24 protein-coding genes are annotated in these 26,872 nt (G+C 60.4%); 6 read left to right on the plus strand and 18 right to left on the minus strand.

Features of this window, described 5'->3' with window-relative positions:
• Window positions 1–25 precede the first annotated feature (25 nt).
• Complete coding sequence (hisIE, locus tag IC757_RS16300; protein ID WP_190975329.1) at window positions 26–643, plus strand: bifunctional phosphoribosyl-AMP cyclohydrolase/phosphoribosyl-ATP diphosphatase HisIE; 618 nt, start codon at window positions 26–28, stop codon at window positions 641–643.
• A 54-nt stretch (window positions 644–697) separates the two neighbouring features.
• Here hisIE and IC757_RS16305 read toward each other — a convergent pair whose 3' ends face one another.
• Complete coding sequence (locus IC757_RS16305; protein ID WP_190975330.1) at window positions 698–1,441, minus strand: creatininase family protein; 744 nt, start codon at window positions 1,439–1,441, stop codon at window positions 698–700.
• Window positions 1,442–2,563, minus strand: a complete 1,122-nt coding sequence (locus IC757_RS16310) for a pteridine-dependent deoxygenase (RefSeq protein WP_190975331.1) — start codon at window positions 2,561–2,563, stop codon at window positions 1,442–1,444.
• A 210-nt stretch (window positions 2,564–2,773) separates the two neighbouring features.
• Here IC757_RS16310 and IC757_RS16315 point away from each other — a divergent pair, with 210 nt between their 5' ends.
• Together IC757_RS16315 and IC757_RS16320 are read left to right on the plus strand one after the other, a co-directional pair.
• Window positions 2,774–4,909 carry a putative bifunctional diguanylate cyclase/phosphodiesterase gene (locus IC757_RS16315; RefSeq protein ID WP_190975332.1) on the plus strand — a complete coding sequence of 712 codons (2,136 nt, stop codon included), beginning with the start codon at window positions 2,774–2,776 and terminating at the stop codon, window positions 4,907–4,909.
• A gap of 80 nt (window positions 4,910–4,989) precedes the next feature.
• Complete coding sequence (locus IC757_RS16320; RefSeq protein WP_190975333.1) at window positions 4,990–5,961, plus strand: L,D-transpeptidase family protein; 972 nt, start codon at window positions 4,990–4,992, stop codon at window positions 5,959–5,961.
• 58 nt (window positions 5,962–6,019) lie between these two features.
• Here IC757_RS16320 and IC757_RS16325 read toward each other — a convergent pair whose 3' ends face one another.
• From IC757_RS16325 to IC757_RS16335, 3 genes are all read right to left on the minus strand, one after another.
• Entirely contained in the window at window positions 6,020–6,313 is a 294-nt protein-coding gene (locus IC757_RS16325) for an Lpp/OprI family alanine-zipper lipoprotein (protein WP_190975334.1), read from the minus strand.
• Between the two features lie 153 nt (window positions 6,314–6,466).
• Window positions 6,467–8,542, minus strand: a complete 2,076-nt coding sequence (locus IC757_RS16330) for an AsmA family protein (RefSeq protein WP_190975335.1) — start codon at window positions 8,540–8,542, stop codon at window positions 6,467–6,469.
• A gap of 85 nt (window positions 8,543–8,627) precedes the next feature.
• Window positions 8,628–9,245 carry a hypothetical protein gene (locus IC757_RS16335; protein WP_190975336.1) on the minus strand — a complete coding sequence of 206 codons (618 nt, stop codon included), beginning with the start codon at window positions 9,243–9,245 and terminating at the stop codon, window positions 8,628–8,630.
• 201 nt (window positions 9,246–9,446) lie between these two features.
• On the opposite strand from IC757_RS16335, the gene IC757_RS16340 reads away from it, so the two are divergent.
• A complete protein-coding gene (locus IC757_RS16340; RefSeq protein WP_190975337.1) occupies window positions 9,447–10,958 on the plus strand; it encodes an ectonucleotide pyrophosphatase/phosphodiesterase in 1,512 nt (503 codons plus the stop codon).
• Between the two features lie 17 nt (window positions 10,959–10,975).
• Here IC757_RS16340 and IC757_RS16345 read toward each other — a convergent pair whose 3' ends face one another.
• The 5 genes from IC757_RS16345 to IC757_RS16365 all read right to left on the minus strand — a co-directional run bounded on the left by IC757_RS16345 (window position 10,976) and on the right by IC757_RS16365 (window position 15,771).
• Window positions 10,976–12,151 (minus strand): amino acid ABC transporter substrate-binding protein, encoded by a 1,176-nt coding sequence (locus IC757_RS16345; protein ID WP_190975338.1) that lies wholly within the window; start codon window positions 12,149–12,151, stop codon window positions 10,976–10,978.
• A gap of 127 nt (window positions 12,152–12,278) precedes the next feature.
• Complete coding sequence (locus IC757_RS16350) at window positions 12,279–13,829, minus strand: glutamate synthase-related protein (RefSeq protein ID WP_190975339.1); 1,551 nt, start codon at window positions 13,827–13,829, stop codon at window positions 12,279–12,281.
• Between the two features lie 58 nt (window positions 13,830–13,887).
• Window positions 13,888–14,193, minus strand: a complete 306-nt coding sequence (locus IC757_RS16355) for a hypothetical protein (RefSeq protein WP_190975340.1) — start codon at window positions 14,191–14,193, stop codon at window positions 13,888–13,890.
• Window positions 14,190–15,107, minus strand: a complete 918-nt coding sequence (locus IC757_RS16360) for a DMT family transporter (RefSeq protein ID WP_190975341.1) — start codon at window positions 15,105–15,107, stop codon at window positions 14,190–14,192. Before IC757_RS16360 ends, IC757_RS16355 begins: the two co-directional genes overlap by 4 nt.
• 175 nt (window positions 15,108–15,282) lie before the next feature.
• Window positions 15,283–15,771, minus strand: a complete 489-nt coding sequence (locus IC757_RS16365; RefSeq protein ID WP_190975342.1) for a hypothetical protein — start codon at window positions 15,769–15,771, stop codon at window positions 15,283–15,285.
• Window positions 15,772–16,617: 846 nt separating this feature from the next.
• Here IC757_RS16365 and IC757_RS16370 point away from each other — a divergent pair.
• A complete protein-coding gene (locus IC757_RS16370; protein WP_190975343.1) occupies window positions 16,618–17,568 on the plus strand; it encodes an IS5 family transposase in 951 nt (316 codons plus the stop codon).
• Between the two features lie 372 nt (window positions 17,569–17,940).
• Here IC757_RS16370 and IC757_RS16375 read toward each other — a convergent pair whose 3' ends face one another.
• A complete protein-coding gene (locus tag IC757_RS16375; protein ID WP_190975344.1) occupies window positions 17,941–18,405 on the minus strand; it encodes a putative signal transducing protein in 465 nt (154 codons plus the stop codon).
• A 153-nt stretch (window positions 18,406–18,558) separates the two neighbouring features.
• Window positions 18,559–18,918 carry a VOC family protein gene (locus tag IC757_RS16380; RefSeq protein ID WP_190975345.1) on the minus strand — a complete coding sequence of 120 codons (360 nt, stop codon included), beginning with the start codon at window positions 18,916–18,918 and terminating at the stop codon, window positions 18,559–18,561.
• A gap of 861 nt (window positions 18,919–19,779) precedes the next feature.
• Here IC757_RS16380 and IC757_RS16385 point away from each other — a divergent pair.
• On the plus strand, window positions 19,780–20,094 hold the full coding sequence (locus IC757_RS16385; protein WP_190975346.1) for a hypothetical protein: 315 nt from the start codon (window positions 19,780–19,782) through the stop codon (window positions 20,092–20,094).
• A 511-nt stretch (window positions 20,095–20,605) separates the two neighbouring features.
• Here IC757_RS16385 and IC757_RS16900 read toward each other — a convergent pair.
• The 6 genes from IC757_RS16900 to ltrA (IC757_RS16410) form a co-directional block, all read right to left on the minus strand.
• Window positions 20,606–21,283, minus strand: a complete 678-nt coding sequence (locus IC757_RS16900) for a group II intron maturase-specific domain-containing protein (protein ID WP_263405572.1) — start codon at window positions 21,281–21,283, stop codon at window positions 20,606–20,608.
• A complete protein-coding gene (locus IC757_RS16810) occupies window positions 21,222–21,878 on the minus strand; it encodes a reverse transcriptase domain-containing protein (protein WP_263405573.1) in 657 nt (218 codons plus the stop codon). The genes IC757_RS16900 and IC757_RS16810 overlap by 62 nt, the downstream gene beginning before the upstream one ends.
• A gap of 571 nt (window positions 21,879–22,449) precedes the next feature.
• On the minus strand, window positions 22,450–22,827 hold the full coding sequence (locus IC757_RS16395; RefSeq protein WP_190975347.1) for a hypothetical protein: 378 nt from the start codon (window positions 22,825–22,827) through the stop codon (window positions 22,450–22,452).
• Between the two features lie 111 nt (window positions 22,828–22,938).
• Window positions 22,939–24,276, minus strand: coding sequence for a group II intron reverse transcriptase/maturase (gene ltrA, locus IC757_RS16400; protein ID WP_190975348.1), 1,338 nt, complete (start codon window positions 24,274–24,276; stop codon window positions 22,939–22,941).
• A gap of 505 nt (window positions 24,277–24,781) precedes the next feature.
• Window positions 24,782–25,159: a hypothetical protein gene (locus tag IC757_RS16405; protein WP_190975347.1), complete on the minus strand. Its 378-nt coding sequence runs from the start codon at window positions 25,157–25,159 to the stop codon at window positions 24,782–24,784.
• Window positions 25,160–25,270: 111 nt separating this feature from the next.
• Entirely contained in the window at window positions 25,271–26,608 is a 1,338-nt protein-coding gene (gene ltrA, locus IC757_RS16410; RefSeq protein WP_190975349.1) for a group II intron reverse transcriptase/maturase, read from the minus strand.
• Window positions 26,609–26,872: the final 264 nt, after the last annotated feature.

The following is a 26,872-nucleotide window of genomic DNA, read 5'->3' on the forward strand; positions in this document are numbered from 1 at the left end:
CCGACATCACCCGGCAGACGAACAAATGAACGATCAAACGATACCGGACATCGACTGGAAAAAATGCGACGAACTCGTTCCCGCCATCGTGCAGGACGCCGATGACGGGCGCGTACTGATGCTCGGCTACATGAATGCCGAAGCCGTCGAGCAGACCCTGAAGACCGGTCGGATCACGTTCTATTCGCGCAGCAAGCAGCGCCTGTGGGTCAAGGGCGAAACCTCGGGCAACACCCTGTCGCTGATCGACCTGGCGGTCGACTGCGATCGCGACACCCTGCTTGTCCAGGCTCGACCGGCCGGCCCGGTCTGCCACACCGGCACCCAGACCTGTTTCGGCGACACCGCCTGGCCGCCCGCGGGCTTTCTGGCGCGCCTGGATCGCATCGTCGCCGAGCGGCGCTCAGCCCCGCCGGAATCAAGCTATACCGCTCGACTGCTGGCCGAAGGCCCGGCGCGCTGCGCCCAGAAAGTGGGCGAAGAAGGGGTGGAAACCGCCCTGGCCGCGGTGGGTGAAAAACGCGAGGCACTCGACGAGGAAGCCGCCGATCTGCTCTACCACTTGCTGGTCTGCCTGCACTCGGCCGACAGCCGGCTGGAACACGTGCTCAGGGTGCTGATCGACCGGCACAGCAACTCCTGAAAGGATGGCCCGTCCCCCGGCACCGTGCATACGGTGCCGGGACCGATCCGGTGGTCAACCCTCGGCCGGACTCACGAAACGACGATATTCCTCCAGTGCATCGGCCAGACCGGCCTCGTAGAAGCGCCGGCCATGTTCGCGGGTGGCGAGCTGCGGCTCCGAAGCGATGCGGCCATCCGGGAAATTCGCCCGGTAGCCGGCGGCATCCCGGATCGCCCCGTCTGGCGCACGCCTGGGTTCCAGTTCGGCATCGCGCTGCTGCTCGGGATAAGCGTGCCAGGTCAGCGACACCTCCGAGGCGGTCGCATGCTTGCCGTCGGCATCGCCGAACAGTTCCTGCGACAGGCGGTTGACGCGTGGCCCGGCAAACCAGTTGCCCAGTTTCAGGTGCAGATTCGAAGGCTCGGACGACAGGCTGGCCTCCGACCAGATCTCGGCAAAGGCGGTGTGAACCGGTGCGATGTTGCCGCCATGGCCGTTGAGAAAATAGAAATGGGTGAACCCCTGCGAGGCCAGTGAGGCGACCACATCGCGAATCACCGCAATCAGTGTCGTGGGCCGCAGGGTCATCGAGCCCGGAAAGGCCAGATGATGCTGGGCCACGCCGATACTCAGGGTGGGGGCAACCAGAATGTCCTGCTCGGCCATGCCGCCGGCGATGGTTTCCGGGCAGATCGCATCGGTTCCGATCAGTCCGGTGGGGCCGTGCTGTTCGGTCGAGCCGATCGGAATAACCACACCGCTGGAATGCTTGAGGTAGGCCTCGATATCGGGCCAGGTCGACAACTGCAGATACATTTACTTGCTCCTTGAATTCGAATGGGAATCGGGCTGGCCGAACCGGGTAAAGGCTCCGGCGGATCCAGACGGGCCCAGCACATGCCAGGCCTCGATCTCGACCAGCAGGTCACGACGACAGATATCACCTCGCAATCCGGCCAGCCGCGCGCCCGGCCAGCGCTGTCGCAGACGCTGTTCGACCAACGACCAGTCGGCTGCCTGACGCACGTACACCCTGACCCGGCTGCCGCCATCGGGCTGCCCGGCGCCCGGACGGGCAAAGCGCTCGGCCGCGGTGTTGAGCAATACCTCGACATTGGTTGCGGCCTCATCGGTCTGGGCCAGCACATCACCGGGGTGCGCCGTGGCATGACCGACCACGCTGGCCGTGCCGGAGACCAGAACGGCGATGCCGTCATCGGCCAGGGGCAAGGCCGTGGCGCGGGCAAAGGCAGGGCTGCGCGGACCATAGCGGCGCGGATAATCCCAGGCCGAAACCTGGCGTGGGTTCTCCAGGGCCACTCCGGGACGCCGTCCGGCCAGGACAATCAGCCGAAAACGGGGTTCCTGACTGCCGATCGCCGTGGCCGCGCACATCTCGGCATCATCCAGCCCGGCCTCGGTCAGGGCGCGACCGCGCCCGGTGCAGAAGCGCCGGTAGCGCTCGTCATCGCCAGAACCATGATTGATTCCGGGCATGTAGTTCCAGCTTCGCAACAGCTCGGGATAGCCGGCCGATCGCAAGTGATCGAGCAATTGCTTGTAAAGACGACAGGCCAGCGGATCCGGATCCTGCTCGATGCCATCAGCCTCGGTCAGGACCACGGCCATCAGGTCCCTGTCCCGCGCCCACCAGCCGCCATCGAGAGCGCCCGTTTCCAGCAGCGAAGGCACCTGCCAGTGCTCCCCGGCCAGATCACCGCCCAGCCAGACCAGGCCGGTACCCAGCGCCGCCCGGCCCCAGCCCGATGCCGCCAGCTCGAAAGCCAGGAGGTCCTGCCCCGCCGGACCACGATCGGCCCGGACACTGAGACGTGGATAGGTCGCGCTGCCTGGCAGTGAAGAGGTCGATAGGCCCATGCAACGGCATTCTACCGGCTCCATGCAGCCAACGGCTGCCGGGTTGGCCGAAGCGATCATGGCCAAATCCGTGTATGCTTGAAGAAAAGAAAAAACCTGTAAAGCCGACAGCCGCCCCGGTTGCGTGGATCCGGATCGCGGAGCGATGCAAGTGCGGTGCCTGCATGAACCAGCCATCTCGAGGGATAGCGGGATGTGGCAGCCCTGGCTGCTCCAGTTGTCGCTGTGCACCCACCAGAAACGTCGAAAGGGAATTAACCAGCAGCGCCCATGACCCCGGCCCCGCCCACATCGAACAGCCCTGACTCGAAGGATGAAGCTGCTTCTGCCCTGTTTCGGAAGTTCTTCAGCATTTCTCCCGACGGCATAGTCCTGCTCGACAACGACGACCGCATCCTCAAGGCCAACCCCGCCTTTCTCCAACTGTTTGGCTATGCCATCGACGAAGTGCTGGGCCGGCCGATCAACGAACTGATCGTGGACCCGGGCAACAGCCATGCGGCCAAGGACCTTTCGCGTCGGGCGCTGAATGCCGAAGTTGTGCAGCAGGAAGCCCGCCGCCTGCGCAGCGACGGCACCGCCATCTATGTCGAAATCTTCGGCACGCCGGTCATGATCGACGAGCGGCAGGTCGGCATTTACGCCATCTATCGCGACATCAGCGATCGAGTCAAGGCACTGCATGCGCTGCGTCATTCCGAGGAACTGTTTCAGCTGGTCACCGAGCACACCGGCCAGCTCGTCTACGACTACGACCTGGAAACCGGCATCATCGACTGGTCCGGAGCCGTGCGTTCCGTGCTGGGACTGTCGCGCAGCGGGACTCGACGATTCAATATCGACCGCTGGGCAGAGCGCCTGCACCCCGAAGACCGCAAGCGCTGTGTGCACCTCATGGAACAGACCGAACGCAGCGGCGAGCCCTTCCATGTCGAGTACCGATTGCGACGGCTGGGCGACGAATACATCCACGTCGAAGACCGTGGTGCCTATCTGCATGACGAGCCGGGCCAGCCTACACGCCTGATCGGCACGCTGACCGACATCACCCAGCGCAAGGCCCAGGAAGAAGCCATCGCCTACCAGGCCACGCACGATGCCCTGACCGGCCTGGCCAATCGGTTTCGCTTCGAGGAAGCCGTCAATCAACTCGGTCGGATCGCCACCGATACAGGTCGAGAACACACACTGCTGTATATGGACCTGGACCAGTTCAAGGTCGTCAACGACACCTGTGGCCACAATGCCGGCGACGAACTGCTGCGCCAGATCAGCGACCGGATCGACGAACTGGTGCGTCCCGAAGACCTGCTCGCACGCCTGGGTGGTGACGAGTTCGGGCTTTTGCTCGTCGATACCGACACCGAGCAGGGCGCCCGCACTGCCGAAAAGATCATCGCGGCCGTCAACTCCTTCCGCTTTAACTGGCAGGAGCATCGCTTCACCATCGGTATCAGCATCGGCCTGGTGGCACTGGACGGATCACTGGATTTCATCGATCTGCTCAAGGCCGCGGACCAGGCCTGCTACGCGGCCAAGGATCAGGGGCGCAACCGCTTCCACATCTACCACGAGCAGGATCGTCTGCTGCGCCAGCGCAGCGCCGAACTCGCTGCCGTGGCCGATGTCGGCGCCGCCATCGCGGAGAAGCGGTTCGAGCTGCATGCCCAGCGCATCGTCGACCTGCTCGATGACCGTTCAAGCCACGGCTACGAAATCCTGCTGCGCATGCGCGACCGGCGCGGCGAACTGATTCCACCCGGAGAGTTCATCCTGGGTGCCGAACGCTACGGTCGCATGAACGAACTGGACCGCTGGGTGGTCGAACACGCCCTGCAACGGATTGGCGAACAGGATCACAGCGCTGGCACCACCTCGGCCGGTGCGCCCTGGTTTTCGATCAACCTTTCCGGCATCACGGTGGGCGACACCGGTTTTGGGGACTTCGTCTGCGAGGCGGTGAAACGCCACAAGGTCGACCCGACACGCATCTGTTTCGAGATCACCGAAAGCGCTGCCATTACCCATCATCGCCATGCCGTGCGGTTTTTCAACACGGTCCGGGCCATGGGTTGCCGGGTCATGCTGGACGACTTTGGCAGCGGCCTGTCTTCTTTCGCCTACCTCAAGACCCTGCCCATCGACTTCATCAAGCTCGATGGTTCGCTGATCCACGACCTGGGCCGATCAGATTTCAGTCATGCCATCGTGCGCGCCATTCACGACGTGGCACGTGCCCTGCACATTCCACTGATCGCCGAGCATGTCGAAACCCCGGAGGTGCTCGATCAACTCAACGCCATCGGCGTGGAGTATGCCCAGGGTTTCCTGTTGCATCGGCCATCGCCCTGGCTGGTGCCCACCGGCATGACCCCACAGCGGCCGGCCCGTTCGGGTTCGTGCTGATGCCTGTGCTGTCGGCCACCGAACCATTCCGGCATGCAGCGGTCGATTGACCGGAGACCGATAGACCCCATGATCGTGCAATGACATTCCCCAGACCCACACTGATGCTGACCGCTCTGCTGACGGCGCTTCTGGCCACCGCCAGCGCAAGCGCCACTACATGGCCGGTAGACCACGACAACGAAGAAGTCGTCGGCGAGATTCATTACGAACATGCGCGGCGCAGCGACACGCTGATGGATATCGCACGCTGGCTGAGCATGGGATACCGCGAGATCAGGCGGGCCAATCCGGAAGTGGATCTGTGGATTCCCGGCGAGGGCACCCGGGTGCTGATTCCCTCGAAGTTCGTGCTGCCCGACGCACCTCGCGAAGGGCTGGTGGTCAATCGAGCCGAAAAACGTCTTTATTTCTTCAACACCAATCCCGACAACGGGGCCACGCAGGTCACCACCTATCCCATCGGCATCGGCAAGGCCGGACGCGAAACCCCGGTCGGCGAAGCCAGCGTGACCCAGCGCCTGGAGAATCCGGCCTGGTACCCCACCGCCGGCGTGCGTGCCGACTATCGCGCCCGTGGCATCGAACTGCCGCGTGTCATTCCGCCCGGGCCGGACAACCCGCTGGGTCGCTTTGCCCTGATGCTCGATATGGATGGTTATCTCATTCACGGCACCCACCGACCCGACGGCGTGGGAATGCGGGTCAGCCAGGGCTGTATCCGGCTATATCCGGAAGACATCGAACGGCTGGTCTTCGACGTGCCCATCGGCACACCGGTCAGCCTGATCGACCAGCCCGTCAAGGCCGGCTTTCGAGAAGGGGGCCTGTACCTGGAAATCCATCCGGGCCACGACGACAGCGTGCCGCCGCTGGATCAGGTTCGCGACGTGGTGGAGGCTGCCGTGGAGCGCAACCGCAAGCGTCTGAATCGAAGCGTGGACTGGGAGCGCGTCGAAACCGCCTGGCGCGAGGCCGACGGCGTGCCGCGCGAGATCACGGCCACAGGCAACGGCGAATCAGCATCGGCCGGACCAGCGACCAGCCCGTAAACAAGAACGGCGGCCCAAGGGCCGCCGTTCAGCGTCTCTGAATGTTATAGAGACAGTCTTACTTTTCCTGCATGCGCTCAAGCGCACGATCCAGCTTGTCATGGGCCTCGTCACAGCAACGCTGGGCGCCGTCGGCGGCCTGCTGGGCAGCACGGGCAGCTTCCATGGCTTCACGTGCAGCGTTTGCGGCATCCTGTGCAGCCTGCTGGGCCTGCTCGGCCGTCTGGTTGGCCTGCTCGGCCTGCTGCTGGGCACGCTCAACCGCAGCGGTGCTGGCGCAGCCAGCCACGAACGCGATCACAGCGGCGACCAGGAAAAGCCTGAACGAAGAAAACATGCTCTTGCTCACCATAATTCACTCCATCGAAACACGATTGTTGTTACTGCTTCCGGCCATCGAACCCCCCATCACCAACATGACCGAGTGGCCCGGGACCGGCCTGATTTTGTCTCGCGGCCTCGGCACGGGCATAAGACCGCTTGGTACTGTATCTTACAGCACTTTTCACAAAAGTGCCCGCTCAACGCGATCCTCGTCATTTTTCTCGTCGCTGTCCTCGTCCTCGTCGGTTTCATCGTCGGCAGAGCGATCTCGGCGCGTATCAAGCAGCCCACGCAACAACTGGCGACCGGCCTCCTCGCGCTCGCGTCGACCCTGCTGGGCATCACTGTCCTCGCGCTCCGTATCTTCGTCGTCTTCGCGCGGCCGGTCGATCCGATCGAGCAGCCGGCGGCCAAGCTCGTCACGCACCGCGCGCTCGGCAATGCCGGCCACGTCCACACTGACAACCGGCGCAGTCACCGGGCCGACAATGGCCAGGGGAATGCTGCCGCCGGTGGCCGAGCGCAGCCGCGAGGGCAGTTGTTCCAGGAGGCTTTCGCCCAGGTCGAGCTCGATGCGGTAGTCGACCTGATCAGCCGTGAAATCGATCCGGCCGCTGCCGCGGGCACCGAATCCGGACGCAGCCAGGTCCAGGTCGGGCAGATTGATGACGCCATCCTCGGCACGCAGACTGCCGCTCAACGAGCGAAACGGTGTCTGCCCGCTGAAGGCCTGACGCACGTTACCCAGGCTGGCGACGGTCAGCTCCTGCTCGATCAACTGGTTCAGATCGATGCCGTGCACGGCGCCATCAGTCAACTGGAACTGGCCGCTGCCGTCAATCGAGGCGAGAATGTCGCGAAGTTCAAGGCCGCGGAAGCTCAGATCCAGCGACAGATCGCCGCTGCCCGCCACTGGCGCGTGATCGCTGAACAATCCTGCCATCTGTTCAATCAGCACACCGGACAGACGCGGCTGAAGATGAACGGCCGGCGGGTCCTGGTTGAAATCGACCTCGACACGGCCCTCGAATCCTCCACCGAACAAACGGGCCTCGAGCGGATCAAGCCGCAGCATGCCGTCAACCAGGTGGCTGCCGGCCCGGACCTGACTCAATTCCAGCCCTTCGGCCAGCACCAGCTCATCCAGGTTCAGATCGACGCGCAGATCAACCGCGGTCAGCGGGGAGAAGTCCGTTGCCTCGCCATTGTCCGGAGCCGGGGATGGATCATCGCCATCCAGGGCGGCCAGCGTGCGCAGGTCCAGGCGCTCGCCGCGCAGCGCCATACGCCCGCGCAGCGGATCGGCCAGTACCAGCTCGGCATCCAGGTCCAGACGCTGTCCATCCAGGCGAAGCTCGGCGCCGGGCACGGCCAGGCGCACCGGGTCGTCAAGCGTCAGCGCAAGAGGTTCGGTGAGCGCCAGCCCCGCCTGCAGGTCGGGCAGGTCCAGTTGTACTTCAAATCGCGGCACAACGAGCGACATCGGATCGGCGGAAAGATCAACCCGCGTATCCCCCTCGGCCCGGACCCGAGCCTGCGCCGCCGGCAGATTGAAATCGGCCCGCCACCGATCAAGCTCGACGGCCGACAGATTGGCCGCCAGGCGCAGCGTGCCGGAAACCTCCAGCCCCTCGATCACGACATCAGCACCGTCCAGGAAACGACCGCGCAGCGTGAAATCGATATCCGAGTCGGCCGCGAAGCCGGCCATGTCGAACGATTCGACCGCAATCTCGCGCCGGGTGTCTTCGGCCAGATCCAGAAGCACCACCGAGACCGAGCGCAACCCCACCGCCCCGGTCTGCAAACCGGACAAATCGGGCTCTCGCGGCGCGTCCGCCGCGGCAGGGTCGGGATCCTCGGCGAACAGGCCTTCCAGGTTGCTGGCACCCTGGCGATCAGTGACCAGGTTGAAAGTGGCCTGCTCGAAATCGATGGCCCCAATCTCCAACTCGCCCCGGATCAGGGGCCAGACCCGCACGGCCGCGCGGGCCACGCCAATTTCCGCCAATGGTGGCGCTTCCGCGAAGCCCGGCGGATTGCCAACCGAGGCATCGCGGATCTCGAACGCCAGCCAAGGAAACAGGCGCAATTGAATCGAGCCGTCCAGACGCACCTCGCGTCCGATCTGGTCGGAGGCGCGCTCGGCGATCTGTTCTCGATAATCGTCCGGGTCGATCAACACGACCGCGGCCAGGGCGGCCACAACAATCACCAGGATCAGGACAACCAGAACCAGAATGATTCGACGCAGCATCTGTGTGCTCTCCGCAATGCCTCCAGAGCTGCAAGCTTATCAGACGATCATTTGTTTCCTGTTGGCAGTTGGTAAAGTCGTTGTTTCACAGGCCAAACCATGCAAAGGCGTAGCCTTCAAGCAACTCCTCGCGATGCGGCTGGACCATTTCCACCGTCTCATCGGGCACTTCCCAGGTCTGCTCCTGCATGGCGGAGTCGCCATAGGCAGCCACCGCCACTTCCTGCCCCAGGGCCCGGAAGGTCTGATTGCGTACGTACAGGTACTCCTGCAGCGAGAAGTTGTAACGGTTGAGCGAATCGACCTGCGCGCGCTTGGCCTCCAGCAGCAGATCGCCGAGACCACGGTAGGCGGTCACGATCTCGCCCAGGCTGGCGTCTCGATCATCGCTGTCAATCTGCTCCTGCATCGATTCGAACTTGTCCTTGAGCTCTCCCATGCGTCCTTCCATGGCCTCGCGCATATCACGCTGGGCGACCAGGAAGCGCTGGAACTGCTCTCCGGAAACCGAACCGTCACCCGGCGGCTCGAACCGCGTGGTGCGGTCGATCTGTTCGTTGAGCTCGGCGTACTCACTGACGAACTGCTCGACATCGGTCACAAAATCATAGGCCGGCTTGATCACGAAGAAGTAACCGGCAATGCCGCCACCACCGATCAGCAACACGACCACCACCAGGCATCCAACCAGTATCTTGGGCATTCGAGGCTCCTTGCACATTCTCGTAAACAGGGCGCGGTTTTTGCCGCTTGCGGCCGTCGGACCGGCCCAGCATTCTATGACCGCAAAAGCACGGTCGCGATATTCAGTACGAAAAACGGGCCCGGATTCTGCCATTCCGATGGCGAGTTCAGGCAGAATCTGGAACGGATATCCGTTGGCCACGCAGGATGCAATCTCGCCATGCTTCCCAGTAACCCCCTTGCCCTTGAGAAACTCCGAAGCGCTGGCTTTGCCGCTGCACTACTGGGCGGCCTCCTCTTGTCGGCCGCCTGCCAGCCCCGGGCCGAGGACGTGGGCGAGCAGCCAGCACCGCTGCTGTTGATCTCGATCGACGGGTTCCGTCACGATTACTTCGATCTGATCGACAGCCCGAATCTGGACCGTTTGATCGATCAGGGTCTGTTTGCCGACAGCCTGCACCACGTCTTTCCCACCAAGACCTTTCCGACCCACTACACGCTGGTGACCGGACGCTACCCCGGCACCCATGGCGTGGTCGCCAACAGCATGTGGGATCCCCGGCGCCATGCACGCTTCTCTCTACGCGACCGCACCACCGTCGGCGATGGCTACTGGTACCGCGACGGCGAGCCGATCTGGGTGACGGCCGAAAGCCAGGGCCTGACCTCGGCCACCTTTTTCTGGCCCGGCTCGGAGGCGAAGATTCATCGTGTACGCCCCACCCACTGGCGTCCCTACGATGGCCGGGTACCCCACGACGAGCGTATCGAGCAGGTGCTGGAATGGGCCGCCATGCCCGAGGCCGAACGTCCCGACCTGATGACACTCTACTTCAGCCGGGTCGACTCGCTGGGCCACTCACACGGACCCGCCGCGCCCGCCGTGCTGCGGGCAGCCGAAGCGCTCGATGACGAACTCGGCCGGCTTCTCAACGGGCTGGAAGCGCTGGATCAACTCGAGAAAACGAACATCATCGTGGTATCCGATCACGGCATGAGCGCAATCGACATCGAGCGCTACATTCGTCTTGACGATTTCCTCGACCTGTCCAGGGTGCGGGTGTCCGACTGGGGCCCGGCGGCGCAGATCTGGGCCAGGGACATGGATGTCGAAGACATCGTCTCGGCACTGGCTGGCGCTCACCCCAAGCTCCGTGTCTGGGCACGTTCCGACATTCCCGAACGGTACCGATTCGGCCGTCACCACCGGGTGCCCGACGTCCTGGCCGAAGCCGATCCCGGCTGGATGATTTCCTCCACACCCTTCCTGGCCCAGCGCTCGCCGCCACGCGGCATGCACGGCTGGGACCCGGCCCACGGCGAGCAACATGGTATTTTTCTGGCCCATGGTCCGGCCTTCGCGCCTGGCACGCGCAGCCCCGCCCTGCGCAGCATCGACCTCTACGCCCTGCTGACCCGGTTGCTCAATCTCGAAGCGGCCGACCACGAAGGCTCGATTGCCCCTTTCGAACCCTATTTGGCCAGTGGGTCGGAACCCGGCCTGGACATTCTGCGCTTCGACTGCGATGAAGCAGTCGTCGAGGCCCGCATCGGACCCGCGCACATGTCCTTGCATGTCTCGGGCTACATTCACGTGCTCGACCGGGTTTCCGAGCCCGGATCCGGTAGGCGGGAGTTCAGCGAAGTGGACCTGACATTCTGGACCGAAGGCAAACACGCGGGCGGGCAGGTCGACAGCCAGGATCTGGGCACCTGCCAGACCATCCGCTGAGTGTCCGGGTCAAGGCTTCAACGTTCGTCCCAGCTTGGCGTGGGATAGCGCGGCTCGGCGGTGGCCAGTTCATCCGGCCAGACCACGACCTTCTCGCCATCCTGCCACTGAACGAACAGGCCCTGGTTGGCGGTCTGGTAACCGCGCTCGTCAACCGCGAACGGACCGAACACGGTCTCGGTTTCCAGGCTCAGCAATTCCTCTCGAATGGCGTCCTGATCCAGGCTGCCGGCCCGAGTCACGGCTTCGACAAACAACTGGCAACTGCCATAGGCGCCGGCGGCGTGAAAACTCGGAGCCCGGCCGTAGGACTGCTCGTAGGCGGCGACAAACTCATCGCTGCCGGGGTTGGGCAGGCCCGGCTCCCAGGCCGACAAGCCGTACACGTATTCGGCGTCTTCACCCAGCGCCTGCTGATACTCCGTGACCGCACCCGAGGTGCCGAACATCTTCACATTGACGTTCATTGCCTTCATCTGGCCGGTCACATCGATGAAGTTGTCCAGCGCCGACGCGGCCATGGCCAGCACCTGCACATCTCCCTCGTCCACGGCCTGAATCAGTGTCGAGAAATCCTCGATGCCGGAGGGATAGGTCTCGTGGAAGACGACGGTCATGCCGCGCTGGTCGGCCAGTTCAGCCGCACCGTCAGCCGCGGCGCGCGGAAACAACTGATCCTCGGCAATCACCGCCACGCGCTCGAGGCCATGCCCATCGGCCATGTCGATCAGGCCGGCCAGAAACAGCTCAGCCGGCGGCAGCACCATGAACAGGTACTCGCGGCCCTGCTCCCAGATCGAGGTGGTCGCGGCCAACGGCGAAATCTGCACCATGTCGTGGCGCTCAGTCACCGGGGCGACCGCTTCGGTCAGCGTCGATCCATACGGTCCCATCACCGCATCGACCAGGCCGTCTGCCAGCATCTCCTCGTAATGGGCAATCGCGGTATCGGTATCCGACTGGTCATCGCGAATGACAAACTCGATATCGCGCCCGAGCAGACCGCCGGCGGCATTGACATCCTTCGCGCACAGAAGATATCCGTCGCGGGCCGGTACGCCCTGGGTGGCGTAGGCCCCGGTCTCGGACATGGTCGCGCCGATGCGGATGGGCTCCTCGTGCTGTCCGGCCACGGACAGACCCATGGCAAGAACAAGCGACAGCGTGACAGGCATGGTAAATCGGCTTTTCATGGACTGACTCCCGGGTTGCGACATTCAACAGGCAACCAGCATAAGCGAAGCAGCCCGCTGGCTGCACACCGCGGGCTGCTCAAAAGTGGGGCCTGGCCTCTGCCGGAATGCAGATTGCCAATGCGACTTACGGCTCACCGACACCGGCATAGGCCACGCCGGACAAGCGCGCCATATCCCGATGCCAGGTAGCGAGATCGTCGCGATTGAACTCGGCCAGCGCGGAATGCCCGCAGGCCCGTGCCATGACTAGCATCAGCCCAACGGAGGTATCGAAGAAGTTTTTCAGACGGCCGGCGGCATGGTCCACGTCCAGCCGCTCGCGCAGGTCCTCGCGCTGGGTGGCAATGCCGGCCGGGCAGTTGTTGCTGTTGCAGATGCGCGCGCCGACGCAACCGATGGCCTGCATGGCGCTGTTGGCCAGGGCAATGCCGTCGGCGCCCAGCGCCATGGCCTTGACGAAATCAATCGGCATGCGCAAACCGCCGGTAATGATCAGCGTCACCCGGCCGCTGGCATTCTGCTCATCCAGGTAGCGTCGTGCTCGGGCCAGCGCAGGAATGGTCGGCACACTGATGTGATTGCGAAAGATCTCCGGTGCCGAGCCGGTGCCACCGCCGCGCCCGTCGAGAATGATGTAGTCGGCACCGGCATCCAGCGCGAACTGGATATCGCGCTCGACGTGGTTGGCGCTCAACTTGAAACCCACCGGCACGCCACCGCTGATCTCGCGCACGCGGTCGGCAAACTTGCGAAAGTCGGCCACGCTGGAAAGATCCTCGAAGGTCGGTGGCGAAATCGCCGGCTCGCCCTCGGGGATGCCACGCACCTCGGAAATCTTCTTCGTGTTCTTGCTACCCGGAAGGTGGCCGCCGGTGCCGGTCTTGGCACCCTGCCCGCCCTTGAAGTGAAATGCCTGAATATCGGCCAGCAAATCTTCGGAGTAACCGAACCGGGCGCTGGCCAGCTCGAAGAAGTAGCGACTGTTGGCGTCCTTCTCCTCGGGCAGCATGCCGCCCTCGCCCGAGCAAATCCCGGTGCCGGCAAGCTCCGCGCCGCGAGCCATGGCGACCTTGGCCTCCGGCGACAGCGCGCCGAAGCTCATGTCGGAGACAAACAGCGGAATATCGAGCACGAGCGGTTTCTTCGCCTCCGGCCCGATTACCAACCGGGTGTCGACCTCAGCATCCTCCATCAGCGGCTTGGTCGCCATCTGGGCAACCATGAGCTGAATCTGGTCCCAGTGTGGCAGCTCGTTTCGGGGTACGCCCATGGCCACCATCGGCCCGTGTTCGCCGATCTTCTCCGGGCCTTCCTCGGCCATGCGATGAATGATCTCGACCGTAGGCTCTTCCCGGGTCGCCTTCGGCTTCGGCGGCTTGTTGCCATTATCGTCACGACCCGAGCCTTCCGGCGCCTCCTTGCCGACATCCTCTCGATCGAACTTGTTGTGCGTGCCGTCGCAGTAGGGCGTATCGGCCGTCTGCTTGCACTGACAGAGCACGGCATCACCGTCTTCATTTGCGGTAAACATCTTCGGCTCAATGCCGGTACCGGAATGCGAACCATCGCAAAACGGCTGATCCTTCGACCGCCCGCAGCGGCAGAAGGCATACTCCTTGCCCTTCTCAAGTGTGACCTTGACCGGCTTATTGTCGGCAATTACGGGTTGGCTCATCGAGTATCTCCGGTTCTTGCAAGAAGTGACGCATGCAGCGCCAGCGGTACGGACTGTATCAGCCGTTCTCGTCACGGCCCCTTCTGGCCTGGTCGCCGATACTGTCGGGTCGATGGCGCGGCGGGGGCGCGTGTTCATCCGGCTGCGACGCGGCCAGACGCAGCACCATGGCCTTCAAACGCATAAAGAACAGGGGAAGCAGAGCGAAGAATGCCACAACCAGCGCGCCCCACAGCGCCTGCTCAAGCAACGAGACCGGATCCGAGGAAGGGACCAGCGCCAGGGCAAGCAGCGAAACGAGGAACACCAGAGCCCCGAAGCCGGCAAGATAAACCGCCCAGCCCGGGTAACGACGGGTACTCATTGTCTTTCTCTCCTTCTGCTGCGAAGTCTCAGCACACGGGTGACACGAATTTTCGATTGTAAGGTCAACGCCGTCACCGTGGCCAGGATCAGCCCCATGCCCACAAGCTGCAAGGCGCTCATACGCTCATCCAACCAGACCACACCGAACAACGAAGCCGTCACCGGCTCTACCATGGCCGCGATGGAAGCCATGGCCGGGGCAGCATATCGCAAGCCCAGGATATAGAGAATGAATGACAGGCCGGCACCGATCACACCAAGCACCAGGAACAGCGGCCAACTTGACGTGCTCAGCACCGCCACGGCCTGCTCCCGGTCAGCCAACAGCACAAGAATCAACGCCAGAACGGCGAAGGCAATGACCAGGATGGCCTGCGGACTGCCATGCGGTGCGGCATACTTGAAACCGAAGATGAACAACGCATAAGACATCCCGGAAGCCAGGCCTGCACTAATGGCCAATAAGCTGATGTCGCTGGCATCGATATCGTAAACGCCGGTCAGCAGCACCACACCGCCCATGACCAGAATAATCGACACCCACTTGAAGGGGGTCGGATATTCCACTCTCAGAGCAAAGGAAACCAGGTAAATGAAAACGGGTGCGCAATACATCAGCGTCGCGGCAACGGCCACACTGCCCTCGGCAATACTGATGAAATAGAACGCAAAGTTTCCGGACACACCCAGGCCGGCAATGATCGACCAGAACCACAGCCTTGGGCTGCCCAGACCGCTGCCGCTCGGCTGCAGAACAAGCCAGGCCAGCACCAACACCCAGCCGACAGCTCCCCGGTAAAACGACACCATGACCGGATCCCAGCCATCGCCCGTGAGCACACCGCCAATGCCCCCGGACAAGCCCCAGCAGAATGCCGCCAGCACGACAAATAAGAGGCTGAAGGCCCGCATCCTGCTTGTTGCAACGAGTTGCACCATTGAATGTCATGACAACCGGACGGGTCACGCGTTCAGAGTGCAGCACGACAGCGGAGATCTATGCAACAGCCGGGCTAAGCGACTCGGCTGCAAGATCTCCGGCCTTCTTTATCGAAATAGCTGACTGAACCCGTTGAGAGGGCAACGGCTAAAAGTCGTCTCGGAGCAGGGCCATGAGAGTGGGAGGCTCTGCCTCTGAAATGGCAATTCGCTCCGGCAGAGACTGCCTCAAGAAGTCTATGACTCTCGATTCAAGCCTGCGCCCATAAAAGGGCCTGAACTCTTCCTCTGAGCCGTCCTTATGGATAGTTCTGAAGCGTCGGTCTCCTTTAGGTCCCGCAATTCGTATTTCCTTGATCGAACTGAGCTGCTTCCTTTGGGTTTTTGTTGGAATGTAAAAGAAAGACTTCCAAACCGGTTCAGTGTTTGTCACTTCCACAAGAGCAGGGCCCACAAACGGACCATTCAAAATTCGTGCAATTGCGGTGCCTGCAGCAACTGCAACAACGATCAACGCCGTCGTCCAAGCACCCGCAAGGGCACGCTCAACCAACAGGATAATAAGCGGGAGCAAAACGAGAACAAACAGAATGTCAGCAGTCCAGCGCACATTATTGTAGAGGCGCTTATTCGTCATGAGTCTAATCGCCTGTTGTAAGTCGCGTCTCCGCGAGAATTAGCGGACCTTGTCGGCCCGTTGCCTTCTGATTCCCGGTTGAACCCATCTTTCGACGCATCAGCCGGCAGATAGGGGATTCGTCCAAACAGGATCTTGGCCAACGAAAACGGAACCGTGATACTGGCAGCAGTAACGAACACCCCAACCAATGTGTTCCCGAATGAAAAGATCGTAGCACCCACAATGGCACCTGCTAGTGCGACGATAAACGCAATCGCCGTTATCCATCTTGCCTGCATACTCAGCTCAAGTGGATGTTCACATTCAGGACAGAATATCTTTGACTGTTGCCACTTGTACCACGAAGCTTGTTGCGGTTCCAAATTGACTCTCGGCTTCTGTGAATCAAACGCTGAGTTGCAGATCGGGCAAATGGCCTTCATGTTAAGAACCTACGGTAGGATCGCGAGTTGGCGCAGGACTGGGGTGTTTAGCAGTTAGCAAGCACCGAACATAATGATCGACAACTCAAGCCTTCTTGACCTTCTCTGGATGAACCGGTTCACGAGTGACTCTGAAGATCCATTGCTGGAGGAAAATGCACGAAAAGACATACATGCCGGATACCTCATGAAACCCGTCAACAACATGTTCAAGCCCTCCAAATGCGGCTACAAGCCATATGAATCCAAGCAGCCCTGAAAGAATTTGATACGGCCATGTTTGCCTACTGCCGATTCTAACTACGGATAGTGCCTTGTAGTTTGCCAAGCTCATCGCCAGTATCGTTAGGCCTAAGGAAACTCTGAATAACTCCCGAATTTTGAGATAATAGCGCCACCTGATCAGAAACGGAATTCATCAATGGACCAGATGAGCTTTGCTGAAGCCGAGTACCAGAACAAGAAGCGTAAAACCCGACGGGAGAAGTTTCTGGAACGCGTTGATTCATTGATTCCGTGGCCTCGGTTGGTCAAGAAGCTCAAAAGGCACTATCACAAGGGCCGGACAGGTCGTCCACCGTATCCGCTGGAAACGATGCTGCGGATTCACTGCATGCAGCTTTTCTATAATCTCAGTGATCCTGGGATGGAGGATGCACTCTACGAGATCGAGAGCATGCGGCGGTTTGCCGGGCTCAGGCTCTCGGATCGCCTGCCGGACGAGACCACCATTCTTAATTTCCGCCGGTTTCTGGAGCAGCGCAAACTGGGCAAAAAGCTGTTTGATGAAATCAACGGCTATCTGAATGAGCATGAGTTGATGCTGCGCGAGGGCAGCATTGTCGATGCCAGTATTGTTGCGGCACCGAGCTCGACCAAGAACCAAAAGAAGGAACGCGATCCGGAAATGCACCAGACGAGAAAGGGCAACCAGTGGCATTTCGGGATGAAGGTTCATATTGGTGTGGACGATGAAATCGGTCTGATCCATAGCCTGGAGACGACGCCGGCCAACACCCATGACCTCGAAGTTGCTGAGAAGTTGTTACACGGCCAGGAGCAACGGGTGTTCGGCGATGCCGGATATCGAGGTATCGAAAAACGCGAAGCGCACCAGGAAAGAGAAGTTGACTGGTATATCGCCGAGCGTCCAGGAAAAAGAAAGATGATGGATCCGGATAGTTGGGAAGCCAAGGCAGAAAAGCTCAAGAGTCAGATCCGGGCCAAGGTTGAACATCCCTTTCGATACATGAAGCAGGTGTTCGGCTATAACAAGGTGCGCTACCGTGGTCAGGATAAGAATCGCAATCGGTTCCAGGTAATGGCTGGACTGACGAACCTGCTGATCGCAGAGAAATTGATCCCGACATAGGGTTATTCCGTCCGATTTCTGCCTGATCGGTGGAAATTGGTCAACAAATGATCAAAATCGAACATCAAACGGGGCCAAATCATGCCCGATAGACAAAACGAAGGAAGTTGGCTGAAAATCATGCGTTGTTCAGAGCTTCCCTAAAGGAGCCGTCATTGCGATTGCTTGCTCATTCGTAAATTCCATGGCTGAGTAGAATAGCTAATGCTTGGCTAAAATGAAGACGATCTCTCCATTACTGCTGGAGAGGCAACTGCGTACATTGCGAAGTGAACTTATCTCGCCTATATGAGTCGGACAAACAGCGCGGCATTCGCTAATACTCGCGATGAGACCTTTCCAGGCGACCGTAAGTTTCACGAACTATCCCTCCTAATGAATTGCCGCGTAACTGACATGGTGAAAACTATTTGAAGCCTCCATACGCGAAGGCATCCTGATTCTCACCGGCTGTAGCGTATAACATTCGACTCGTCCACTACGGGCTTTGCTAGCGTCCGGGTTAAAGCTGCTTTTAGAAGAACTCCGACGCTTGCCGCCTGGCACAAACCAACCGAAGAAAATTGTTTCCAGAACTATCCGAAGCTTTGAGCTTCCAGAAAGATTCGATGAAGCCGGATCAAAATCCTTTCGAACCTCTTCGATTACTTCTACTGCCCGCTTAACATCTGAAGCATACACTCGAACCGGCCGTTCATTGAAGATGGGAAGCTGGACTCCAGGATACAGGCTGCCAAATCCATCACCAACAACCAAGTATGGGATTCCCTCCGCCTCAAGTGCCATACGGATAAAGAGCAACTCCATATCGTCTGTTGGGTGCGCGATCGTGATCATCGTTCTTCTAAGGTCAAAGGATCCTCTGAATTCCTCTGCGCAGCGGCGCAGAGGAATTCACGGTTCCCTAGTTCTCCAATCGCATAACACCTGCCATAAACCGCCGAGTGAAACGAGGTTCAACGGCCATAGTGCCCGTATTTGATCGCTTGGTTATGCATCAAGCTCAGACCATACAGCATACTCATTTCCATTTGGATCAGTGAAGTGAAACCTACGGCCACCTGGAAAATCGAAAATATCCTGAACTACCTTGCCACCTGACAATCTGACTTTCTTGAGTGTGTTCTCAAGATCCGAGCTATAAAGAACCACCAGCACACTACCACCCTCAGGTGAGCATATTTTGTCAGATTTGTAAAAACCGCCATCTATACCGGCATCCTCGATAGCCACATACTTGGGGCCATAGTCGATGAACGACCATCCAAAAGCCGAAGCAAAGAACGCCTTCGTTGCTTCAATATTCGTTGAAGGCATTTCGACATAGTTGATTTTTCCGGTCTCCTTCATGAAGTTCTCCTGTATGCATAATGTTTGGGCTAACCAGCGCCGTCACTGGGCCGCCCGGCTTTGCCGACCCGGAGTTTTCGGGGCTCCGGCTGAACCCTTCGTTAGAGCTCAAGTTCTCGATCTCTCTATCTTACTAATCTTTGACCCCTGCTCTGCACCGCAGTGCGCAGCGTAATCAGGCTGGTTTTCGCCTCGAGAAGACCCCTCGAACCAACAGGATTGCAAGAACCAGGACGCTCCAGGAAATCAGGATTGAGGAAGCCGATAGAACAAACTGTGGCGTCGCGAATATCCAGGAGCCGGCAGGCAAGGCAAACCCGATTTGTACGACCAGCGCCAGGAGAGCAAAAGAGGGAGCAATAAATGGGAAGCTCCAGAACGGACCTGGCGCAAAGATCAATGCAAGCAGGCCGGTGGGAATGAATAATCCCCGCCTGACTCTAAGGAGTGGCAAACGGTTGCGTACAGCCAAATACACTGAAGTACCGAGAATTACATACGCAAGATGAATCAAGATCCCAAGTGCTAGGTCCTCCCGAGCTTTGGCTTCGGAAGCCGCTGAGTAGGCAAGTCTCGGATGTGTTTCCGTCGTGCACCTAACATATACCGGCGCATATGCATCCGCGTAGAAGATGCGAACTTGGTTTTGCGAAAGCACCTCGTACTGAGGATCGCCATAGATCGGAGTACTCAAGTGACCTCGAGGCTCTCTCGTGCAGCCGCCCCCTCCTGGGCCACAAAATTCTGGGTCTATCCGAATCTCGCAACGAAATTCCTGACATTGCCCGCCTGATTTGAGAGGTCATGGGGCGTCCTGTAAAGTTTTGTTTTTGCGAACAAACAACACAGGAGGTTCGCCCCATGACCACGTCCAAGCTTATCGGAAAGCTGCTCAAGTTCAAAGGGTTTCGCTGTGTCGGCCTGGCTTTTCGACGCGGTAATCGCCTTGATGTGCTGGTCAAGCCGTTCAAGAACGGCTGTCGGTGTCCGGATTGTGGCCGGCGCGGCACGATTGTCCGACAGCGACCTGAGCCCCGCTACTGTCGCGACATTCCGGTCGGGCCCTGGTCGATCTGGTTGATGTACTGGCCGCGCGAGATCCACTGCGTCACCCACGGCCGAGCCAACCCGGCGAAGCCGGCCAGGAGCTTACCCCGCGTCCGGTTGAACCCTTAGTTATGGCACGGGGGTTGGTGAATTTCGATGGATTCCAGGGCACCTGACTATTGCCGTTGTTTTGAGGCCGAAGCCTCTGGGAACGCAATATTCCCGGAGGCCGGCCGAAGGGGCCGGACTGGAGCGAAGGCACTGGCCGGAGCGAAGCCCTGGACGAGGTTTGCCGAAAGTGCAGCTCACTGAAACCACCACAACCTGAAGCGCCACCGATCCTCATGCCCCGATTTTGCCAGTTTGGCAACCAACTTTCCATTCGAAGCCGGTGAACAAGAAGCCAAAGCAGCCCGCCCCTGCCGTGTGGTTTGAAAAGGCACCGAATCTTGCCGTTTGAAGCTGCTACTGACTTGCTGCCCATAGGGAGCCAGACGGACCGACTTCTCGACGTTTGGCAACCAACCGGCTACTGGAAAGCACAAGTGCGATAATCGGGATAGGGAGGCACCTCACGATGCCTCTCCTCCCACACCACCGGGCATACGGATCACGTACCACGGCGGTTCGATGAACATCACTACCGCGCCACCAGGCTCGGTAGTCCCAAGTCAGCAAAATACCTCGCGGGCAGAGCCCGGTATAGCGCCGGGGTGTGCGACAGCCGCCACGGCCCGTGGGCCGATTTGGATGTCTGCCAGGCATCCCGCACGCTCACGCCACGACGGCGAAGCTGGCGGTAGCCCGAGCGGCCCCATTGCTTCCAGAGATAACAGCGTAATCGTCGCCGCAGCCATTTGTCGATCTCGCGCAGTGGGCTCGGTACTTCGGCAATCCCGAAGTACGCTTTCCATCCAAGCAGGTAGTCTCTCCAGTCTGCCACGACATCGGCCAAACGGTGGCCTCTCGTGCGGCGGGTCAGGACCCGCAAGCGGGTTTTCAGCCGGTCCAGCGCCTTGGGCGACACTTTCAGCCGGTGATCCCCACGGGTGACCGTAAACCCCAAAAACTGGCGGTACCACGGTCGGTCGACCGCGCTTTTGCGTGTATTCACTTCGAGCCGGAGTGAGTCTTCGACAAAGCGCTTGATGCTGTTCATCACCCGCTCGCCGGCACGTTGACTCCGCACCAGTATCTGGCAGTCGTCAGCATATCGGACGAAGCGGTGGCCGCGCCGCTCGAGCTCCCAATCCAGCTCATCCAGCACCACGTTGGCCAGGACCGGTGACAGCGGGCCGCCTTTGCGGCACACCGGCATTCGTCGGGCTCCAGTGGTCTCCATCCATCACCCCGGCGGTCAGAAAACGGTTGATCAATCGCAGCAGACGACGATCCGGGACATGATCCTTGAGCCGGCGCATCAACCGGTCGTGGTTGACCCGGTCGAAGAACGCCGCCAGGTCCAGGTCTACCGTCCACTGGCCGCCCGCCCGAATGTCGGCTTGCAGGCGCTTGAGAGCCTGGTGCGCCGACTTGCCCGGCCGGAAGCCATAGCTGCGGGGATGGAAGTGGGGGTCCCATTGCGCCGATACCACCTGCGCAACGGCTTGCTGGATGAAGCGGTCCAGAACCGTCGGGATGCCCAGCAGGCGTTCCCGTCCGTCGGCCTTGGGGATACGGACCCGCCGGACCGGTTGCGGGCGATACTGCCCCGCTTCCAGTTGATCGCGGATCGCAGGCCAGTTCTGGCGAAGGAAGTCCGGTAGTGCATCAACGCTCATCCCGTCAATGCCCGGCGCGCCCTTGTTCTGGCGTACTTGCTTGACTGCCCGCTGCAGGTTGCTGCGTTCCAGCACCTTCTCCCACAGCAAGACAGTGGATGTCGAGGCCGGATCGGTCCTTTCCCCAGTCACCGATTCCTCCCGTGCACGGGGCACGGCCGACTCGCGTCGATTCTCTGAGGCGGTCCGGTCACTCATACTCGGTCGATCATCCTCGTTCATCGTTCGGGCCTTCAGTGACGCCAATCACCTACTATGCCCTCGGCTGACTTCTCCCAGGCGGTCAGCGCCAATTGCTCAGCGCTCAGCTTCGCAAAGCGAAGCACCGGGGAGACCTCCCGGGGTAAGACACGAAACTGTCACGGCGTAGACGCTGGATTTATAAAACGCAGACCGATTGCAGATGGAGGGCTTCATGGTCACGTGCCCACTGGCCCCGTCTACGTCACACCTCATATCCAGTTCCTGTTCGTCGCCCCGCCGCTTTGGATTGGGCTTCCTCCAGACCCCACCTCACGATGACGCCCTTGCCCTTCTCCTAACCTTCGGCTCTGCGAATACCTGGTAAGAGGACTTACACCTCTCTAGTCTCGTGCCATGCCCGGCACACACGCCTAAGCTAAGCGGCGCGGCGTTAGCCGCGTCCGGTGGAGCGCGAAGTGCGGAACGAACTTGAGCGTTTTGTTATGCATTTTGCGGATGCTCAGAGATTTACGCTAACTCCCAAAACATAATCAGCGAATGGTGGCTTGGGGAATACACGACTACGTGCCTTTTCCTCAATGCACTGTGCAGCCTCAGATTCTGGAACGACCGTAGCCTGTGAAACTTCGCCATTTTCATTAATTACAACATAGATTGAGAATCTCTGCTTCTCACTACGCCCGGGCGGAGCACAGTCAAACACGATGTCGAAGTCACCCCACAATATACCCAGGGCATCTCCAGAATAGGAGCCTTCGTCGTCAAAGAGCGCACAATCTCGGCTTCGCTCACGAAGCTCCTCTAATGAAAGCTCATCCGCCAACAGCGTTCCACTCAATAGAACTGCTACGGTGATACCGATACAGTATTTGTTCATGCGAATTAACTCTGGTAATGCATAATCGGGATAGGGAGGCACCTCACGATGCCTCTCCTCCCACACCACCGGGCATACGGATCACGTACCACGGCGGTTCGATGAACATCACTACCGCGCCACCAGGCTCGGTAGTCCCAAGTCAGCAAAATACCTCGCGGGCAGAGCCCGGTATAGCGCCGGGGTGTGCGACAGCCGCCACGGCCCGTGGGCCGATTTGGATGTCTGCCAGGCATCCCGCACGCTCACGCCACGACGGCGAAGCTGGCGGTAGCCCGAGCGGCCCCATTGCTTCCAGAGATAACAGCGTAATCGTCGCCGCAGCCATTTGTCGATCTCGCGCAGTGGGCTCGGTACTTCGGCAATCCCGAAGTACGCTTTCCATCCAAGCAGGTAGTCTCTCCAGTCTGCCACGACATCGGCCAAACGGTGGCCTCTCGTGCGGCGGGTCAGGACCCGCAAGCGGGTTTTCAGCCGGTCCAGCGCCTTGGGCGACACTTTCAGCCGGTGATCCCCACGGGTGACCGTAAACCCCAAAAACTGGCGGTACCACGGTCGGTCGACCGCGCTTTTGCGTGTATTCACTTCGAGCCGGAGTGAGTCTTCGACAAAGCGCTTGATGCTGTTCATCACCCGCTCGCCGGCACGTTGACTCCGCACCAGTATCTGGCAGTCGTCAGCATATCGGACGAAGCGGTGGCCGCGCCGCTCGAGCTCCCAATCCAGCTCATCCAGCACCACGTTGGCCAGGACCGGTGACAGCGGGCCGCTTTGCGGCACACCGGCATTCGTCGGGCTCCAGTGGTCTCCATCCATCACCCCGGCGGTCAGAAAACGGTTGATCAATCGCAGCAGACGACGATCCGGGACATGATCCTTGAGCCGGCGCATCAACCGGTCGTGGTTGACCCGGTCGAAGAACGCCGCCAGGTCCAGGTCTACCGTCCACTGGCCGCCCGCCCGAATGTCGGCTTGCAGGCGCTTGAGAGCCTGGTGCGCCGACTTGCCCGGCCGGAAGCCATAGCTGCGGGGATGGAAGTGGGGGTCCCATTGCGCCGATACCACCTGCGCAACGGCTTGCTGGATGAAGCGGTCCAGAACCGTCGGGATGCCCAGCAGGCGTTCCCGTCCGTCGGCCTTGGGGATACGGACCCGCCGGACCGGTTGCGGGCGATACTGCCCCGCTTCCAGTTGATCGCGGATCGCAGGCCAGTTCTGGCGAAGGAAGTCCGGTAGTGCATCAACGCTCATCCCGTCAATGCCCGGCGCGCCCTTGTTCTGGCGTACTTGCTTGACTGCCCGCTGCAGGTTGCTGCGTTCCAGCACCTTCTCCCACAGCAAGACAGTGGATGTCGAGGCCGGATCGGTCCTTTCCCCAGTCACCGATTCCTCCCGTGCACGGGGCACGGCCGACTCGCGTCGATTCTCTGAGGCGGTCCGGTCACTCATACTCGGTCGATCATCCTCGTTCATCGTTCGGGCCTTCAGTGACGCCAATCACCTACTATGCCCTCGGCTGACTTCTCCCAGGCGGTCAGCGCCAATTGCTCAGCGCTCAGCTTCGCAAAGCGAAGCACCGGGGAGACCTCCCGGGGTAAGACACGAAACTGTCACGGCGTAGACGCTGGATTTATAAAACGCAGACCGATTGCAGATGGAGGGCTTCATGGTCACGTGCCCACTGGCCCCGTCTACGTCACACCTCATATCCAGTTCCTGTTCGTCGCCCCGCCGCTTTGGATTGGGCTTCCTCCAGACCCCACCTCACGATGACGCCCTTGCCCTTCTCCTAACCTTCGGCTCTGCGAATACCTGGTAAGAGGACTTACACCTCTCTAGTCTCGTGCCATGCCCGGCACACACGCCTAAGCTAAGCGGCGCGGCGTTAGCCGCGTCCGGTGGAGCGCGAAGTGCGGAACGAACTTGAGCGTTTTGTTATGCATTTTGCGGATGCTCAGAGATTTACGCTAACTCCCAAAACATAATCAGCGAATGGTGGCTTGGGGAATACACGACTACGTGCCTTTTCCTCAATGCACTGTGCAGCCTCAGATTCTGGAACGACCGTAGCCTGTGAAACTTCGCCATTTTCATTAATTACAACATAGATTGAGAATCTCTGCTTCTCACTACGCCCGGGCGGAGCACAGTCAAACACGATGTCGAAGTCACCCCACAATATACCCAGGGCATCTCCAGAATAGGAGCCTTCGTCGTCAAAGAGCGCACAATCTCGGCTTCGCTCACGAAGCTCCTCTAATGAAAGCTCATCCGCCAACAGCGTTCCACTCAATAGAACTGCTACGGTGATACCGATACAGTATTTGTTCATGCGAATTAACTCTGGTAATGCATAATCGGGATAGGGAGGCACCTCACGATGCCTCTCCTCCCACACCACCGGGCATACGGATCACGTACCACGGCGGTTCGATGAACATCACTACCGCGCCACCAGGCTCGGTAGTCCCAAGTCAGCAAAATACCTCGCGGGCAGAGCCCGGTATAGCGCCGGGGTGTGCGACAGCCGCCACGGCCCGTGGGCCGATTTGGATGTCTGCCAGGCATCCCGCACGCTCACGCCACGACGGCGAAGCTGGCGGTAGCCCGAGCGGCCCCATTGCTTCCAGAGATAACAGCGTAATCGTCGCCGCAGCCATTTGTCGATCTCGCGCAGTGGGCTCGGTACTTCGGCAATCCCGAAGTACGCTTTCCATCCAAGCAGGTAGTCTCTCCAGTCTGCCACGACATCGGCCAAACGGTGGCCTCTCGTGCGGCGGGTCAGGACCCGCAAGCGGGTTTTCAGCCGGTCCAGCGCCTTGGGCGACACTTTCAGCCGGTGATCCCCACGGGTGACCGTAAACCCCAAAAACTGGCGGTACCACGGTCGGTCGACCGCGCTTTTGCGTGTATTCACTTCGAGCCGGAGTGAGTCTTCGACAAAGCGCTTGATGCTGTTCATCACCCGCTCGCCGGCACGTTGACTCCGCACCAGTATCTGGCAGTCGTCAGCATATCGGACGAAGCGGTGGCCGCGCCGCTCGAGCTCCCAATCCAGCTCATCCAGCACCACGTTGGCCAGGACCGGTGACAGCGGGCCGCCTTGCGGCACACCGGCATTCGTCGGGCTCCAGTGGTCTCCATCCATCACCCCGGCGGTCAGAAAACGGTTGATCAATCGCAGCAGACGACGATCCGGGACATGATCCTTGAGCCGGCGCATCAACCGGTCGTGGTTGACCCGGTCGAAGAACGCCGCCAGGTCCAGGTCTACCGTCCACTGGCCGCCCGCCCGAATGTCGGCTTGCAGGCGCTTGAGAGCCTGGTGCGCCGACTTGCCCGGCCGGAAGCCATAGCTGCGGGGATGGAAGTGGGGGTCCCATTGCGCCGATACCACCTGCGCAACGGCTTGCTGGATGAAGCGGTCCAGAACCGTCGGGATGCCCAGCAGGCGTTCCCGTCCGTCGGCCTTGGGGATACGGACCCGCCGGACCGGTTGCGGGCGATACTGCCCCGCTTCCAGTTGATCGCGGATCGCAGGCCAGTTCTGGCGAAGGAAGTCCGGTAGTGCATCAACGCTCATCCCGTCAATGCCCGGCGCGCCCTTGTTCTGGCGTACTTGCTTGACTGCCCGCTGCAGGTTGCTGCGTTCCAGCACCTTCTCCCACAGCAAGACAGTGGATGTCGAGGCCGGATCGGTCCTTTCCCCAGTCACCGATTCCTCCCGTGCACGGGGCACGGCCGACTCGCGTCGATTCTCTGAGGCGGTCCGGTCACTCATACTCGGTCGATCATCCTCGTTCATCGTTCGGGCCTTCAGTGACGCCAATCACCTACTATGCCCTCGGCTGACTTCTCCCAGGCGGTCAGCGCCAATTGCTCAGCGCTCAGCTTCGCAAAGCGAAGCACCGGGGAGACCTCCCGGGGTAAGACACGAAACTGTCACGGCGTAGACGCTGGATTTATAAAACGCAGACCGATTGCAGATGGAGGGCTTCATGGTCACGTGCCCACTGGCCCCGTCTACGTCACACCTCATATCCAG

Source organism: Wenzhouxiangella sp. AB-CW3, from assembly GCF_014725735.1.
In the GTDB taxonomy this organism is placed as follows: domain Bacteria; phylum Pseudomonadota; class Gammaproteobacteria; order Xanthomonadales; family Wenzhouxiangellaceae; genus Wenzhouxiangella.

Coding starts and splice junctions, on each gene's coding strand:
- hisIE (WP_190975329.1), top strand. CDS start 26: ATGAACGATCAAACGATACCGGACATCGACTGGAAAAAATGCGACGAA.
- IC757_RS16305 (WP_190975330.1), bottom strand. CDS start 1,441: ATGTATCTGCAGTTGTCGACCTGGCCCGATATCGAGGCCTACCTCAAG.
- IC757_RS16310 (WP_190975331.1), bottom strand. CDS start 2,563: ATGATCGCTTCGGCCAACCCGGCAGCCGTTGGCTGCATGGAGCCGGTA.
- IC757_RS16315 (WP_190975332.1), top strand. CDS start 2,774: ATGACCCCGGCCCCGCCCACATCGAACAGCCCTGACTCGAAGGATGAA.
- IC757_RS16320 (WP_190975333.1), top strand. CDS start 4,990: ATGACATTCCCCAGACCCACACTGATGCTGACCGCTCTGCTGACGGCG.
- IC757_RS16325 (WP_190975334.1), bottom strand. CDS start 6,313: ATGGTGAGCAAGAGCATGTTTTCTTCGTTCAGGCTTTTCCTGGTCGCC.
- IC757_RS16330 (WP_190975335.1), bottom strand. CDS start 8,542: ATGCTGCGTCGAATCATTCTGGTTCTGGTTGTCCTGATCCTGGTGATT.
- IC757_RS16335 (WP_190975336.1), bottom strand. CDS start 9,245: ATGCCCAAGATACTGGTTGGATGCCTGGTGGTGGTCGTGTTGCTGATC.
- IC757_RS16340 (WP_190975337.1), top strand. CDS start 9,447: ATGCTTCCCAGTAACCCCCTTGCCCTTGAGAAACTCCGAAGCGCTGGC.
- IC757_RS16345 (WP_190975338.1), bottom strand. CDS start 12,151: ATGAAAAGCCGATTTACCATGCCTGTCACGCTGTCGCTTGTTCTTGCC.
- IC757_RS16350 (WP_190975339.1), bottom strand. CDS start 13,829: ATGAGCCAACCCGTAATTGCCGACAATAAGCCGGTCAAGGTCACACTT.
- IC757_RS16355 (WP_190975340.1), bottom strand. CDS start 14,193: ATGAGTACCCGTCGTTACCCGGGCTGGGCGGTTTATCTTGCCGGCTTC.
- IC757_RS16360 (WP_190975341.1), bottom strand. CDS start 15,107: ATGCGGGCCTTCAGCCTCTTATTTGTCGTGCTGGCGGCATTCTGCTGG.
- IC757_RS16365 (WP_190975342.1), bottom strand. CDS start 15,771: ATGACGAATAAGCGCCTCTACAATAATGTGCGCTGGACTGCTGACATT.
- IC757_RS16370 (WP_190975343.1), top strand. CDS start 16,618: ATGGACCAGATGAGCTTTGCTGAAGCCGAGTACCAGAACAAGAAGCGT.
- IC757_RS16375 (WP_190975344.1), bottom strand. CDS start 18,405: ATGATCACGATCGCGCACCCAACAGACGATATGGAGTTGCTCTTTATC.
- IC757_RS16380 (WP_190975345.1), bottom strand. CDS start 18,918: ATGAAGGAGACCGGAAAAATCAACTATGTCGAAATGCCTTCAACGAAT.
- IC757_RS16385 (WP_190975346.1), top strand. CDS start 19,780: ATGACCACGTCCAAGCTTATCGGAAAGCTGCTCAAGTTCAAAGGGTTT.
- IC757_RS16900 (WP_263405572.1), bottom strand. CDS start 21,283: ATGCCGGTGTGCCGCAAAGGCGGCCCGCTGTCACCGGTCCTGGCCAAC.
- IC757_RS16395 (WP_190975347.1), bottom strand. CDS start 22,827: ATGAACAAATACTGTATCGGTATCACCGTAGCAGTTCTATTGAGTGGA.
- ltrA (WP_190975348.1), bottom strand. CDS start 24,276: ATGAGTGACCGGACCGCCTCAGAGAATCGACGCGAGTCGGCCGTGCCC.
- IC757_RS16405 (WP_190975347.1), bottom strand. CDS start 25,159: ATGAACAAATACTGTATCGGTATCACCGTAGCAGTTCTATTGAGTGGA.
- ltrA (WP_190975349.1), bottom strand. CDS start 26,608: ATGAGTGACCGGACCGCCTCAGAGAATCGACGCGAGTCGGCCGTGCCC.